The organism is Ideonella paludis, assembly GCF_018069865.1.
GTDB lineage: Bacteria > Pseudomonadota > Gammaproteobacteria > Burkholderiales > Burkholderiaceae_C > Ideonella > Ideonella paludis.
Map to the genome: position 1 here is coordinate 285,276 of NZ_JAGQDG010000005.1, position 13,784 is coordinate 299,059.

At 65.7% G+C, this 13,784-nt stretch carries 16 protein-coding genes; 6 read left to right on the forward strand and 10 right to left on the reverse strand.

Annotated elements, in window-relative coordinates; genetic code table 11:
- Positions 1 to 12: 12 nt before the first annotated feature.
- A complete protein-coding gene (gene dacB, locus KAK11_RS14605) occupies positions 13 to 1,458 on the reverse strand; it encodes a D-alanyl-D-alanine carboxypeptidase/D-alanyl-D-alanine endopeptidase (RefSeq protein ID WP_210810075.1) in 1,446 nt (481 codons plus the stop codon).
- 92 nt (positions 1,459 to 1,550) lie between these two features.
- On the opposite strand from dacB, the gene tsaB reads away from it, so the two are divergent.
- Genes tsaB through KAK11_RS14625 form a run of 4 tightly spaced genes read left to right on the forward strand, consistent with a single transcriptional unit; the run spans position 1,551 to position 4,483 of the window.
- Positions 1,551 to 2,288, forward strand: a complete 738-nt coding sequence (gene tsaB, locus KAK11_RS14610) for a tRNA (adenosine(37)-N6)-threonylcarbamoyltransferase complex dimerization subunit type 1 TsaB (protein ID WP_210809930.1) — start codon at positions 1,551 to 1,553, stop codon at positions 2,286 to 2,288.
- On the forward strand, positions 2,285 to 2,818 hold the full coding sequence (gene rimI / locus KAK11_RS14615; protein ID WP_310737809.1) for a ribosomal protein S18-alanine N-acetyltransferase: 534 nt from the start codon (positions 2,285 to 2,287) through the stop codon (positions 2,816 to 2,818). Before tsaB ends, rimI begins: the two co-directional genes overlap by 4 nt.
- The gene (locus tag KAK11_RS14620) at positions 2,805 to 3,692 is read left to right on the forward strand and encodes a uracil-DNA glycosylase (RefSeq protein WP_210809931.1); all 888 of its coding nucleotides are present in this window, start codon (positions 2,805 to 2,807) and stop codon (positions 3,690 to 3,692) included. The genes rimI and KAK11_RS14620 overlap by 14 nt, the downstream gene beginning before the upstream one ends.
- A gap of 59 nt (positions 3,693 to 3,751) precedes the next feature.
- Complete coding sequence (locus tag KAK11_RS14625) at positions 3,752 to 4,483, forward strand: lysoplasmalogenase (RefSeq protein ID WP_210809932.1); 732 nt, start codon at positions 3,752 to 3,754, stop codon at positions 4,481 to 4,483.
- On the opposite strand, the gene glmU is transcribed toward KAK11_RS14625, so the two are convergent.
- The 5 genes from glmU to KAK11_RS14650 are packed head-to-tail and all read right to left on the reverse strand — an operon-like array spanning position 4,416 to position 8,716.
- Positions 4,416 to 5,804, reverse strand: a complete 1,389-nt coding sequence (gene glmU, locus KAK11_RS14630; protein ID WP_210809933.1) for a bifunctional UDP-N-acetylglucosamine diphosphorylase/glucosamine-1-phosphate N-acetyltransferase GlmU — start codon at positions 5,802 to 5,804, stop codon at positions 4,416 to 4,418. The genes KAK11_RS14625 and glmU overlap by 68 nt on opposite strands.
- 13 nt (positions 5,805 to 5,817) lie before the next feature.
- Positions 5,818 to 6,450, reverse strand: a complete 633-nt coding sequence (locus KAK11_RS14635; RefSeq protein ID WP_210809934.1) for a DUF4136 domain-containing protein — start codon at positions 6,448 to 6,450, stop codon at positions 5,818 to 5,820.
- Between the two features lie 29 nt (positions 6,451 to 6,479).
- Complete coding sequence (gene ttcA, locus KAK11_RS14640) at positions 6,480 to 7,457, reverse strand: tRNA 2-thiocytidine(32) synthetase TtcA (RefSeq protein ID WP_210809935.1); 978 nt, start codon at positions 7,455 to 7,457, stop codon at positions 6,480 to 6,482.
- A gap of 10 nt (positions 7,458 to 7,467) precedes the next feature.
- Positions 7,468 to 7,860, reverse strand: a complete 393-nt coding sequence (locus KAK11_RS14645) for a dihydroneopterin aldolase (RefSeq protein WP_210809936.1) — start codon at positions 7,858 to 7,860, stop codon at positions 7,468 to 7,470.
- Positions 7,861 to 7,867: 7 nt separating this feature from the next.
- Positions 7,868 to 8,716: an SDR family oxidoreductase gene (locus KAK11_RS14650; protein WP_210809937.1), complete on the reverse strand. Its 849-nt coding sequence runs from the start codon at positions 8,714 to 8,716 to the stop codon at positions 7,868 to 7,870.
- A 17-nt stretch (positions 8,717 to 8,733) separates the two neighbouring features.
- Here KAK11_RS14650 and KAK11_RS14655 point away from each other — a divergent pair, with 17 nt between their 5' ends.
- Positions 8,734 to 9,912 carry a class I SAM-dependent methyltransferase gene (locus tag KAK11_RS14655; RefSeq protein ID WP_375140687.1) on the forward strand — a complete coding sequence of 393 codons (1,179 nt, stop codon included), beginning with the start codon at positions 8,734 to 8,736 and terminating at the stop codon, positions 9,910 to 9,912.
- A gap of 3 nt (positions 9,913 to 9,915) precedes the next feature.
- Complete coding sequence (locus tag KAK11_RS14660) at positions 9,916 to 10,107, forward strand: DUF2905 domain-containing protein (protein WP_210809939.1); 192 nt, start codon at positions 9,916 to 9,918, stop codon at positions 10,105 to 10,107.
- Positions 10,108 to 10,110: 3 nt separating this feature from the next.
- Here the strand turns inward: KAK11_RS14660 and KAK11_RS14665 are convergent, their stop codons facing one another.
- From KAK11_RS14665 to KAK11_RS14680, 4 genes are all read right to left on the reverse strand, one after another.
- Entirely contained in the window at positions 10,111 to 11,424 is a 1,314-nt protein-coding gene (locus KAK11_RS14665; protein ID WP_210809940.1) for a hypothetical protein, read from the reverse strand.
- An 8-nt stretch (positions 11,425 to 11,432) separates the two neighbouring features.
- Complete coding sequence (locus KAK11_RS14670) at positions 11,433 to 12,152, reverse strand: ABC transporter ATP-binding protein (protein WP_210809941.1); 720 nt, start codon at positions 12,150 to 12,152, stop codon at positions 11,433 to 11,435.
- Between the two features lies 1 nt (position 12,153).
- A complete protein-coding gene (locus tag KAK11_RS14675; protein ID WP_246498968.1) occupies positions 12,154 to 12,579 on the reverse strand; it encodes a GntR family transcriptional regulator in 426 nt (141 codons plus the stop codon).
- 155 nt (positions 12,580 to 12,734) lie between these two features.
- Positions 12,735 to 13,703 carry an exopolyphosphatase gene (locus KAK11_RS14680; protein WP_210809943.1) on the reverse strand — a complete coding sequence of 323 codons (969 nt, stop codon included), beginning with the start codon at positions 13,701 to 13,703 and terminating at the stop codon, positions 12,735 to 12,737.
- Between the last annotated feature and the right edge of the window lie 81 nt (positions 13,704 to 13,784).

Consider the following 13,784-nt stretch of genomic DNA (forward strand, 5'->3'; position numbering starts at 1 on the left):
AGTGATCGAGGTTCAGCGAGTGGGAGCGTCGCGGATTGTCCACTGAACCAAGGCGTCAAAGGCTGGGCGGCCTGCGGCTGCATTCGGGTGGTTCAAGATGGCCACCAGCACATAGCGCTTGCCGCTGTTGGACAGCACATAGCCCGCGACGGCCGCCACGTCGCGCAGCGAGCCGGTCTTCAGGTGCGCCCGGCCCTGCGGGGCTTTGGAGCGCCGCAGTGTGCCATCCACCCCGCTGATGGGCAGCGAGCTCATCAACTCGGCCATCACTGGGCTGCTCCAAGCCTGCTGCAGCAAGCGCGACAAGCCCTGTGCGGTCAGCCGGTTGTCGCGTGACAGGCCCGAGCCGTTGTCCACCACCCAGCCCTTCAAGCCTTCTTCACCCAAACGGCTGGCCAAAAAGCGCCGGACCTGTTCGCGGGCATCGTCCGGGGTGATGGCGCCAGCGGGCTTGTCGGCCAGCCCCAGGCTCAAGAACACCTGCTCGGCCATCACGTTGTTGCTGAACTTGTTGATGTCCCGCACCACCTGTTGCAGCGGCGGCGAAACCTGTTCAAACAGCAAGCGTGAACCCGGCGGCACGCTGCCGTCCTTGACCTGCCCGCTGAGGCGGCCGCCCAACTGCTGCCACATTGCCTCCACCAAGCGGGCATTGAAGCTGGCTGGGTCGCCATAGGCCATGGAAAAGCTGCGCTCGCCGCAGCTCACCGGGTAGCGCCCCCCAAAGCGCATCAGCTTGGGCTCGCCCCATTGCGGTTTAAGCTGGGCTGACCAATCCTCGCAAGGCACGGCGGCCAGCGGCACGGTCTCGTCGGTGCGCACGCCGGCCAGTGGTGGGTCGGTTTGCACCAGGGCCAGGCCGCGGGCCGTGTCGGGCGTGAAGGTGTAGGTCACGGCCTTGAAGTTCATCATCAAGGCGTCCGGCCGCACGTTATAGGGCTGGCTGGCGTCGTCATCAAAGGCCTTGGGCGAGACCACGGGCAGGTTGAACAGGCTGCGGTCCAGCAGCAAATCGCCGCGGATCTCGCGAATGCCCAATTGCTGCACCCGGCGCAGCATCAGCCAGACCCGCTCCAGCACCAAGCTCGGGTCGCCCGAGCCCTTGATGATGAGGTTTCCTTCCAGCACTCCGTCTTTGACCGTGCCCTGCACCCAGACCGGGGTGCGCCAACTCCACGCCGGGCCCCATTGGTCCAGGGCTGCATAAGTGGTCACCAGCTTGAAGACCGAGGCTGGGTTGACCGGCTCGCGCTCGCGCCAGCCCAGCTTTTGGCTGCCGCTGCCCACCTCCTGCACGGCCACCACCAAGGCGCTCTCAGGCAGCTTGGCGCGGCGCAATGCCGCCTCCACTTCGGCGGGCAGGTCTTGGGCCAGGGTCGTCAGCGGCAGGCTCAGGCAGAGCGCGGCCAAAGGGGCGAGGGCGGGAGACCCGCCGGTGCGGCGCAGGGTGTTCAGCATGGCGGCGATGTTCGCACGGCTACACTTCCAGGCTCGGTGAGACATGCTCAGATCCGTCCCATTTCCCTTACGGCTTGCCCCATTTTGACCCCATGAAGTTGCTGGCACTCGACACCGCGACCGAACACATGGCCCTGGCCTTGTGGGACGGCAGCGCCGTGGCCGAGCCTGGCACGCACCGGCTCGCTGACGGGGGTGCGCAGTCCTCTGCCCATCTCATTCCCATGCTGCTGGCGATGCTGGCGGAGCGCGGCCTGCGTTTGTCCGACCTCGACGCCATCGCCGTGGGCCAAGGGCCTGGGGCCTTCACGGGGCTGCGCACGGCCATCTCGGTGGCCCAAGGCCTGGCCTTTGGGGCGAACAAACCTGTGCTGCTGCTGGACTCCTTACTGCTGGTGGCCGAGGCGGCCCACCTGGAGGCCCCGGTAGCCTCTGGCAGCACCGTCTGGGTAGCGATGGACGCCCGCATGGACGAAATCTATGCCGCCGCCTACGCCCACGACGGCCACACCTGGCAGACGCTGGCCGCGCCCGCGCTGATGGACGCCCCCAGCCTGAACGCCGCTTGGCAGGCCTTGCCGCCGGCCTGTGTGGCGGGCTCGGCGGCAGCGGCCTTTGGCGAGCGCCTGCACACCCAAGGCCTGCTCACGGTGGCGGGCGTGACCCACCGCGCCCAGGCGCTGCTGGCACTGGCGTGCGCCGCCTGGCAGCAGGGCCCCAAGGTGGCCCCTGAGGACGCGCAGCCGCTCTACCTGCGCGACAAGGTCGCCCAAACCACGGCGGAACGCTTGGCCCAGCGCCTGGCTAAAGAGCAAGGGGCGGCCCCGTGAGCGCGCGCCCCAACCCCCAGCAGGCCACCCTGACGCTGCGCCCCATGAGCGTGGCGGATCTGGACACGGTGATGGCCATTGAGCCGCGCGCCTATCCCTACCCCTGGAGCCGGGGCAATTTCACCGACTCCTTGGCGTCGGGCTATTTGGCCTGGATGCTGGAAGCCAGCACCGAAGCCCCGCGCCGCGCCGAGCGCGACACCGAATGCCTGGGCTATTACGTGGCCATGCTGGGCTTTGAAGAAATGCACTTGCTCAACATCACTGTTAAGCCCGAGGCCCAAGGCCGCGGCCATGCAGTGAGCCTCTTGAACCACCTGGCCGAGCGCAGCCGCGAGGCCCAGGTCCACAGCCTGTGGCTGGAAGTCCGCCGCAGCAATGCCCGCGCCCGCGCGGTGTACCAGCGCTGGGGCTTTGCCGAGATGGGCGTGCGTCGAGGCTATTACCCGGCCGCCGGGGGCCAGCGCGAAGACGCGGTGCTGATGAGTTGGCGCTTGAATCAAGAAAGTCTTGGCCATGCGCTGGACTGAACGCCAACAGAGCATCTTGTCGGCCATGGGCTTGAAGCCCTGGGGCCCGGCACGCAAGGCATCTGCACCCGCGCCTGCGCCCGTGGAGGCGGCGGTGATGGCCCAGGAGCCTGCCCCGCCAACGGCGGCACCCCGCCCAAGCCCTGCGCCCGTGGCACCTGCTGCGCCCGTGGCTGCACGGCCCATCACCGTCACCCGCGACAAGCCTGCTCCGATGGCCGGCGCTGCGGCCTTGGCGGGTGCGGCGGTGCAGGCCTTGCGGCCCGAGGCCGACAAAGCCCGCGCGGCCGAGATCGCCCAGATGGACTGGGCCGGTCTGCAAGAGGCCGTGCGCCAATGCCAAGCCTGCGGCCTGTGCCAAAGCCGCAAGCAGACCGTGTTTGGCGTGGGGCACGAGCACGCGCATTGGATGATCGTGGGCGAAGCCCCCGGTGAGCAAGAAGACCAGCAAGGCGAGCCGTTTGTCGGCGCGGCTGGGCAACTGCTGGACCGTATGCTGGCCGCGCTGGCGCTGTCCCGCAGCGAGGGCGACGCGGCCCAGCGCACCTTCATTGCCAACACCCTCAAGTGCCGCCCTCCGCGCAACCGCAACCCCAGCGCCGAAGAAATGGCCCAGTGCGCGCCGTTCTTGCAACGTCAAATTGAGCTGGTCAAGCCCAAGCTCATTCTGGCCATGGGCCGCTTTGCCATCCAGCAATTGCTGGGCACCGAAGAGCCCATCGGCAAGCTGCGCGGCCGCCTGCATAGCTATCAGGGCACGCCCGTCGTCGTCACCTACCACCCCGCCTACCTCTTGCGCCAGCCGCTGGACAAAGCCAAAGCCTGGGCGGACCTGTGCCTGGCAGCCGACACGGTCGAGAAGCTGCCCGGCTGAGCCTTTGGGGCCGCCGTGTTTCCGCTGCCGCCCCCTCTTTTCCACGCAGGAATCCCGACATGACCTTGCGCGCCTCCCCCGCTGCTCTTGCGGCACTCTTGCTGGGCTGCGCCAGTTTGGCCATCGCCTCCGCCCCCTGGGCCTTGAACCTGCCGTGGCTGAACTTTGTGTTCAAGCCCTTGGCCACCCTGGTCATCATTGCCTACGCCTGGGGGCGCGGCCTGAGCGAGCCTCTGTTGCGCCGCTGGGTGGTGGCGGGCTTGGTGCTTTCATTGGGTGGTGACATCGCCTTGCTCTGGCCCGAGCAAGGCTTTCTGCCCGGCTTGGTGAGCTTCTTGCTGGCCCACCTGTGCTACCTCTGGGCCTTCACCCGCCGCCAGCGCCTGGCCGCATGGTGGCCGGCCTTTGCGGCCTATGCCCTCATCGCTGCGGCCGTGCTGTCGCAACTCTGGCCCGGTGTGCCGGGCCCCCTGCGCGGCCCGGTGCTGGCCTATGTGCTCTGCTTGGGCGCCATGGCGGCGCAGGCGGCGGTACTGTGGCGCCAAGGCGAGCCGCGCGGCTGTGTGTTGGCTGTGGGCGGCGCACTTTTCATGCTGAGCGACGCGCTGTTGGCCACCAATAAATTCGCGGGGCCGCTGCCCCTGGCCAGCCTGTGGGTGCTCAGCAGCTATTGGGCGGCGCAGTGGTGTATTGCGACAGGCCTAGCGCCCAAGGCCGCTTCGCTCACTTCTTCTGCTTCACCGGCCTCGTCCACCCCGCAATCGCCATCTGCTTGGCGCGGGTCACGGTGAGCTGGCCTTCTGGTGCATCGCGGCTGATGGTGGAGCCGCCGCCGATGGTGGCGCCGGCGCCGATGGTGACCGGGGCGATGAGCACGCAGTTGGAGCCGACGTGCACGTCGTTGCCGATGACGGTGCGGTGCTTGTTGGCGCCGTCGTAGTTGGCGGTGATGGAGCCAGCGCCGTAGTTGACGCGCTCGCCGACGGTGGCGTCGCCCAAATAAGCCAGGTGGTTGGCTTTGGAGCCCCGGGCCATGGTGGAGTTTTTGACCTCGACGAAGTTGCCGATGTGCACCTCTTCGGCCAGCACGGCGCCAGGGCGCAGTCGGGCATAGGGGCCGATCAGTGAGCCCGCGCCAACGCTGGCGCCTTCGCTGCCGCCATCAATGTGGGTGTAGGGGTGGATCACCACGCCTGCGCCGATGGTCGCATTGCGGATCACGCAGTGCGCGCCCACGCGCACATCGTCGCCCAGGCTGACTTCGCCTTCAAAAATGCAGCCCACGTCGATCTCGACATCGCTGCCGCAAGTCAGGCTTCCGCGCAGGTCAAAGCGGGCTGGGTCGGCGAGGCGCACGCCTTGCTCCAGCAGGGCGTTGGCGCGGCGGGTTTGCAAGCGGCGCTCCAGGTCGGCCAATTGCAGCGGGCTGTTCACGCCCAGGACTTCGGTTTCATCGGCCGCGCTGGCGCTGGTGACGGCCACGCCCTCGGCCACGGCCATGGCCACGATGTCGGTCAGGTAGAACTCGCCCTGGGCGTTCTGGTTGTTCAGCGCCATCACCCAGCGTTTCAGCGCGGCGGTGGGCGCGGCCATCATGCCGGTGTAGACCTCGCGGATCTGGCGCTGGGCTTCGCTCGCGTCTTTGTGCTCGACGATGGCCTCAATGCCGCCCTTAGCGTTGCGCACGATGCGGCCGTAGCCGGTGGCGTCTGGCAGCGTGACGGTCAGCAGGGCCAGCTTATCGCCGCCGCAGGCCGCGGCCAGGGCTTGGGCCGTGGCGGCCTCGATCAAGGGCACGTCCCCGTTCAGGATCAGCGTCACACCCTCATCGCCCAGGTGGGGCACCACCTGCTGCACGGCATGGCCGGTGCCCAGTTGCGGCTCTTGGCGCACGCTGCTGAGGCCCACCACGCCCAGGCCTGCCACACTGGCTTCCACCACCTCGGCACCGTGGCCGGTGATGACCAGGGTGCGTGTGGGCTGGAGGGTGGCGGCGGTGTGCAGCACATGGTGCAGCAGCGGGGTGCCGGCCAAGCGGTGCAGCACCTTGGGCAGCTTGGAGCGCATGCGGGTGCCTTTGCCCGCGGCCATGATGACGATGTTCAGGGACATAAAAACCTACAAATCAGGGCAAGGTCACCGCCACGTTGTGGGGTTCGTTCTGGACCTTGGGAAACTCGGCCAGCGAGGCCAAAAACATGCCTTGCAGCACGCTGGTTCCACCGACGGTGCCGCCGTTGCTGCGGGCCCGGGTTTCGTACAGGGCCTCACCGCTCTTGCGGTCGCGGATCAGCAGGGCCACTTCGCGTTCATACTCCACGGCCCCCCAGGGCGCCACCACGCCCCAGCCCAGCCGCGGGTATTGGCCACCCATGCGGGTGCCGATCGTCAGTCGGCCCCACAGCGGGTCGTCCCAGGGGGAGCGCACCTGGCGGGAGACCTTGGCGCCAATCTGCACCAGCACATCGGGCTCGCTGCCTTCGGCGGCCGGTGCAAAGCCCGCACGCGCCAAGGCCTGGGCTGCGGCGTCCTCCAAGGACTGTTGCATCTCGGGCTGCGTGGCTTGCGACGGCAGGCGCTCAAAGCGGTAGGTGCCGGGTTTGCGCTCGGCGGCCCAGGCGCCAAAGCTGGCCACTTCGGCATGGAAGGTGTTGACCAGCGCGCAGCCACCCAGGGTGGCTGCCAGCAGCAAGGCCGCCGCGGGCGCCAAGCGCAAGGCGTGGCGACGCGTGAGGGCAGGGGAGGTCGCAGCAGTCATGGCAGTCTCCTTCGTGGTCTGCAGGCTCATCAAGGCTTGGAATCGTCCCACATCAGCCTCACCGTTTGAACTTCTTTACCTGCGTTTGCGGTGGGGGTGGCGCAGCTCTCTTCGTCCTCGTCAAAGGCTTTGTCGCCTTGCGGGTCAGGGATGCCGGTGGCTTTGATGCTCTCAAACGGATGCAGCTTGCGGTCCATCATGTGCGAGAGCGTGATGTTGCCCATGGCGCTGAACATATTGTCGATACGCCCCGGGTATTGCTTGTCCCATTCGCGGATCATCTTCTTGGTCAGCACGCGCTGCAGGTTCTCTTGGCTGCCGCAGAGGCTGCAGGGGATGATCGGAAACTGACGGTGATCGGACCAGCGCACCAAGTCGTCCTCGGCCACATAGGCCAGCGGGCGGATCACCACAAACTCACCGTTGTCGCTGACCAGCTTGGGCGGCATGCCCTTCATCCGGCTGCCGAAGAACATGTTCATCAGCAGGGTCACCACCATGTCGTCGCGGTGGTGGCCCAGCGCGATCTTGTTGCAGCCTAGCTCCCGCGCCACGCGGTAGAGGATGCCCCGGCGCAGCCGCGAGCACAGGCTGCACATGGTCTTGCCTTCGGGGATGTGGCTCTTGACGATGCTGTAGGTGTCTTGCGTCTCGATGTGAAACGGCACGCCGACTTGGCGAAGGTAGTTGGGCAGCACCTCGGCCGGAAAGCCCGGCTGCTTTTGGTCGAGGTTGACGGCGATCAGCTCAAACTTGATGGGCGCCCGCTTTTGCAGGTTCATCAAGATGTCCAGCATGCTGTAGCTGTCTTTGCCGCCCGAGAGGCAAACCATGACCTTGTCGCCGTCTTCAATCATGTTGAAGTCGGTGATGGCTTGGCCCACTTGGCGGTGCAGGCGCTTGCTGAGTTTGTTGGTCTCGAAGGCGGCCTTCTTGGCTTGCTTGGCGGCCAGCTCTTCGGCGCTCAAGGGGGCGCTCGCTTCGGGGGTTTGGAGAACGTCGCTCATACGTGCTTGCTCAGTCTTTCATGCCGAAGACTTCCACGCCCACTGCATCGCAGTCGGGGTAGACATCGGGCTTTTCAGTGGACACGCGCGCGGCCCGCACATTCGGGTGGGCCAGCATCAGGGCCAGCACCTCGTCGCACAGGGTTTCTTGCAGATGGATGTGGCCTTTGGAGACCCGCTCGGCAATGGTGCGGCGGATGAAGTCGTAGTCCAGCACCTCGTCCAGCTCATCAGCCTTGGGCGTCGAGGTGGCCAGAGGCACATAGAGGTCCACATTGATCAGCACGCGCTGCTCGCCCTTTTTTTCGAAGTCGTGCACGCCGATGTTGATCCACACCTCGTAGTCGCGCAAAAACAGGCGGCGGCAATCGCGCAGGCCAGGGTGAAGCAAAGAGGTCTGCATGATGAGATTAGCCTTGAGAGTTCAATGATTGTTGCGCCAAGAACAGCACGTCGCGCGGCTGCGCGGCCAGGTGCTGGCCACCGTCCACCAACAAGGTGGTGCCGGTGATGGCGGGGGATTCAATGCAAAAGCGCACCGCCCGCGCAATGTCTTGCGGGGTGGACGAGCGCTGCAGAGGCGTCAACTGGTGCGCGGCGGCAAATTCGGCCTCGTTCATGGGGCCCGAGACCAGCGTCACGCCGGGGGCCACGCCCACCACGCGCACGGCCGGTGCCAGGGCTTGCGCCAGCAGCACCGTGGCCTCGCGCAGCGCGGCCTTGGAGAGCGTGTAAGAGAAATAGTCTGGGTTGGGGTTCCAGAGTTTTTGGTCCAACAGGTTGACCACGCAAGCCTGGCCGCCGCGTTCGGCCACATGTTGCGCCAAGGCTTGGGCCAGCAAGACCGGGGCCACGGTGTTGGCCTGCCAGTGCGCGCGCAAGGCCTCGGCCGTCAGCGCCTGGCTGCTGGCAGGGCCGGGCGCGTCGTAGTCAAAGCGCGAGGCATTGTTCACCAGTGCATCCACCCGCCCCAGCGCCGCCACCGCGCGCGGCAGCAGGCCCGCACAGGCGCTGTCGTCGCTCAAGTCGGCGGCCAGCACCGCCACGCGGGCCCCCAGGGCTTGCAGTTGGGTCACCCCCTCTTGCACAGCCGCCGCTGCCTCACCATCGGTGCGCCGCACATGCAGCGCAATATCGTGGCCCGCAGCGGCCAGCTCGCACGCAATGGCCAAGCCAATGCGGCGGGCTGCCCCCGTCACCAAGGTGACCGGGCGGGTGGGGGCCGATGTCGTCGCGGAGAGGGGGGTGAGGAGGGGCACGAACCTACAATCCAAGAATGCAAAAAATGCCGTCGTCCAAGCCTGCTGACACAGCCGGTGGCGAACCCCACAGTTTAAATGGCCGCCCTGACACGGGCGTGCTCGCCGAATTGAGCGCCCAGATTCGTGGGGCCATTGCCCGCAACGGCGGCTGGCTGCCCTTTGACCAGTTCATGGGCCTGGCGCTCTATGCCCCGGGCCTGGGCTACTACAGCAACAGCAGCCGCAAGTTTGGCGCCCTGCCCAGCAGTGGTAGTGATTTTGTGACGGCGCCTGAACTGTCACCCCTGTTCGGCCAAGCCCTGGCCCAGCAGGTGGCCCAAGCCCTGCAAGCCACCGGCACGCAAGAGGTGTTCGAGTTTGGCGCGGGCTCTGGCGCCTTGGCCGAGCAGGTGATCAGCAGCCTGGAGGCGCTGGGGCAGCCGCTGGCCCGCTACACCATCATTGACCTCTCGGGTGAGCTGCGCGAGCGCCAAGCCCTGCGGCTGGCCCGCTTTGGCGATCGCGTGCAGTGGGCGCAGACTTGGCCTAGCGCCATGCGCGGCGTGGTGCTGGGCAACGAGGTGCTGGACGCCATGCCGGTGAACCTGCTGCACTTCGACGGCCAGCAGTGGCTGGAGCGCGGCGTGGTGTGGGACGAGGCCACCCAAGCCTTTGCCCACGCCGACCGGCCCACCGATCTGCGCCCATCGCTGGAAGACCTGAGCGGCTTTGTGCCCGGCACCACCACCGAAGTCCACCCCCAGGCCGAGGCCTTTATCCGCAGCCTGGCCGAGCACCTGCAGCATGGCGTGGCCCTGTTCCTGGACTACGGCTTCCCCGAGGCCGAGTACTACCACCCCCAGCGCATTGGCGGCACTTTGATGTGCCACCAGGCCCATGTGGCCGACACGGACCCGCTGGTGAACGTCGGCCTCAAAGACATCACCGCCCACGTCAATTTCACCGGCGTGGCGCTGGCTGCCCAAGACGCTGGCCTGCAGATTCTGGGCTACACCAGCCAGGCCCGCTTCCTGATGAACTGCGGCCTGATGCCCCTGCTGGCTGCCGCCAGCGTGCAGGAGCGCACCATGGCCCAAAAGCTGATCACCGAGCACGAAATGGGCGAACTCTTCAAAGTCATCGCCCTGGCCTCCGCCGAGGTCACGCTGGACCCTGTGGGCTTTGTGGCGGGTGACCGCACGCACAGGCTCTAAGCCATGCGCTGGCTCATCGTCTTCCTGCTGGCCTTTCTGATTTTCAACCGCTTGGGCGCGTGGCTCGGCCGCATTGGCCTGGGCCGCCTGCCCGGCGATGTGCGCTTCACGCTCTGGGGCCGCGAGATTTTCTTGCCCTTTGCCAGCAGCATCGTGCTGTCGGTGCTGGCGGCGGGGATCAGTTACATGCTGTGAGCCTTACAGGGTGAGGCGGCGCCAGCGGCTCGTTTGCGAAGCGATGACGACGACAGCTAATAGGGCCACGAGGCCAGAGGCAAGGAGGATGACAGCGACGATGTCGAGTTGCAACAGCTCGGCAGCACCCTTCAGGCCCCCTACAAAGAGGCCCAACATCAACCCCACTGCGACAACCCACAGAGCTCCTCGAACGGAATGTCGTTGTCGGATCGCGACCAAGCTCAGCTCGACCAAGAGACTGGCCGCTATGGCTGCGAACAGACTCAGCGTATCCATGAGTGTCCAGTGCATGCCCCAAGCAAAACCGAAGGTCACACAGGCTTTGGAGGTCGCTGATCCCCAGGTGGTCGGACAGGTGCCGTAGAGCCACAGCGCTTCGCGCAGCAAGGTAGAACGATGCAGCCCCCGAGGCAACAGGAGGCCGCGAGGTGGTGGCATCACCCGACCGTCCATCCGGTTCAGATCAAACAGATTTGCTGGGATGAGGGCGACCAGAATCGGAACGAGGGATTCGTTGAAGCCAGGCCACAGCCAGCGACTCACCATGGCCGAACCGATGAACAAGGGTAAGGGGATGATCCGCTGCAGCCATCGGTCCACCGGCGTAGGAGGGGCTTCGATCAGGCTTCGCAGCTGACGCTGTTCAGGCTTGTCTCTCGCCAAAAGGTGCGAAGGTGATGCGAGCAGGTCTGTCAGTGAGAGCGAGTCTGCTTTCAGAGGGGCCCCGATTAGCACTTGACCCGTCTTGCGAATCAATGCTGCAGAGGCCAGTATCAGGATCGCACTGATCACCAGCATGACGCTTGGCGCATTCACGCCCTGCATCCAGGCGGCGAGATCTGAAAAGAGCCACTGCTGGGAGCTCCAACTTGCTAACAGCACCGCACCGAAGAGCGCCGAAACCACCCAGCGTGTCCAAGCCAGGCTCAAGCCTGCTGCCATGCTGAATGCCAGCAGCGCGCTAAACCATATCCACACCGTGACCCCGTGATGAGCTTGACTCAGAAAGGCTGCTGGGATGACCAAGGCTACCCACCAGGGCAAGGCCCAAGCTAGTAACCACCGCCGCCACCCTCGTCGCGCCCAGTGCTGAGTCTCGGGGCGGCGCAATGTGGGCACCAATTGCCCGCCGAGCAGCGCAGATTGGAGCAAGGGCGCAAAAGGAATCAGCAAGCTTCCCAGCACCCAGCTTGATTCGTCATGCGCGCCCTTGAACAACATCATCCACAGCGGTGCCGCCACGCACAAACCAATGAACACCGCCCCCGCATGCCCCACCTTGGCCCCCCGCCACAGGGTCAAACTCAGTGCCAAGCCCGGGCTCATGCCTGCGCCTCGCTGACGAACAGGTCTTCCAGGGCTTGGTGTCGCTGCTCTTGCACCTCGTCCCACGGCGCGTTGATCACCACTTGGCCGTCTTTGAGCATCACCAGGTGGGTGATGACGCGCTCCAAGTCGCTGAGCAAATGGCTGGAGATCACCACGGTGCGTGGCGCAGCGCGCTCGGTGTCCCACTCAAAAAGCAGCCGCATAAAGTCCCGGCGCGCCAAGGGGTCGAGGTTGGAGACGGGCTCGTCCAGCAGCAGCACATCGGGGTCATGGGCCAGGGCCAGCACGATCTCCAGCTTTTGCTGGTCGCCGCCACTCAGCGCAGACACCTTGGTGGTCTCACTCAAGGCCAGACGTTGGCAAAGTTGGTGCGCGCGCTCAGCAGTCCAGCGCGCATAAAAGCTGCCGATGTATTCGATGTGCTGCCACACGGTCAGCCAGGGCAGCAGATCAGGCGCTTGGCTGACCAGGCCTAGGCGCTCACGCACGGCATCACTTAAGTCCATGCTGTCGCAGCCCAGCACCGAGGCTTGCCCGCTGCTCGGCGGTGTGAGCCCGGCCCAGCAGCGCAGCAAGCTGCTTTTGCCCGCTCCATTGCGGCCCACCAGCCCGACCACGGCGCCGCTAGGGATGTCCAAGGAGGTGGGCTGCAAGACGGTGTGGGGGCCGTAGCTCAGGCTGAGCTGTTGCAGGCGGAGTGCTGGGGTGTTCATGTCAGTCAGGCTGTATCTGTGGCGTGGGTGATGACTCGTCAGCGCGATGAGTGGTGAGGCATGTGATCAAGGTCTGCTCAAACGCCGCCAGCGCCTCCGCAGGAGTAATGCCCAGTTGCAGCGCTTGGCGTGCAGCGGCTTCTAAGGTGGGCATCAGCAGTGCGGCGCGGTCGTCGGCGCTGGGGGGGCTTTGGTCGGCCACCACCATGCCCATGCCGCGTCGGCGCACCAGCAGGCCTTCGGCCTCCAGTTGGCTGTAGGCCTTAGAGACGGTCATGGGGTTGATGGCATGGGCCAAAGCCACGGCGCGCACGCTGGGCAGCTCATGGCCGGCGGGCCAATGGCCACCGGCGATGTAGCGGCGCGCTTGGTCGACGATCTGGCGGTAGATCGGCGTCGGGTCGCTGGGGGTGATGGCAAAGTCCATGGGCTGCATTGGTGTATTAATTCAATAATACACATGGCCCGCGGCGTGCGTCAACCCGACCTGTGTCGTAGCCTGGCCTATATGTTGAAGCGGCGCCCAGGGGCGCCGCAGTGCGAGGGGTCGTCAGATCGCAGGGCCTTGTGCCCTGCAAGGGGTCACGCCGCGTTCTTCAGCGGCGGCCGCTTGGACTGCTCAAGAATCTGCGCAATGAGCGTGCGCTTGCGCATGTCGGCCTGCTCATTCGGCCCTTGGCAGGTGCCCGCCGCATGGTGGCCGCCGCCGCCGTGTTCCAGCATCAGTGCGCCCACGTCCATGGGGTTGCGCTGGCCGAAGATGGACTTGCCTACGGTGTAGACGGTGTTCTGCTTTTCGCGGCCCCACATCACGTGCATGGAGATGTCGCACTGCGGGAACATGGCGTAGACCACGAAGCGGTTGCCCGCAAAGATGGTGTCTTCTTTGCGCAGGTCCAGGATGACCAGGTTGTCGTGGACTTCGGCCACGCGCTGAATCTGCTCGCGGAACAGGGCGTGCTGGGCGAAGAAGAGATCGACCCGCTCTTTGACATCGGGCAGGGCCAGGATGTCGGCAATCGGCATGTCGCGGCAGCATTCGATGAGCTGCATCATCAACTGGTAGTTGGAGATGCGGAACTCTCTGAAGCGGCCCAGGCCCGTGCGCGCGTCCATCAAGAAGGACAGCAGCTCCCAGCCTTGGGGGTGCAGCACATCGGCCTCGGTGAATCCGGCGGAGTCGGCCTTGTCCACGGCATGCATCATCTCGTCGCTGATGCGTGGAAAGCGGGCCTTGCCGCCAAAGTGTTCATAGACCACACGCGCGGCGGATTTGGCATCGGCCTTCAGCACATAGCCGGGCGTGGGCTTGCCGTTGTTGCGCTCGGCCTCGCTGGAATGATGGTCAAAACACATGCCGCAGCCGGGCACATAGGGCAGGTTGGTGAGGATGTCTTGCGCCGTCACCGCGACCTTGCCGTCTTGCACGTCCTTGGGGTGCACAAAGACGATCTCGCCCAGCATGTCCATTTCTTTGAGCAGCACGGCGCAGACCAGGCCGTCCATGTCGCTGCGGGTCAACAGGCGGTACTTTTGAGGGGCAGAGGTCATGTGTGTATAGCTCCCAAGGTCAATAAAGCTGGCGCCGGCTTGTGACCAAGCGCCTGCCGCTATTTCGGCCAAAGTGGGGCC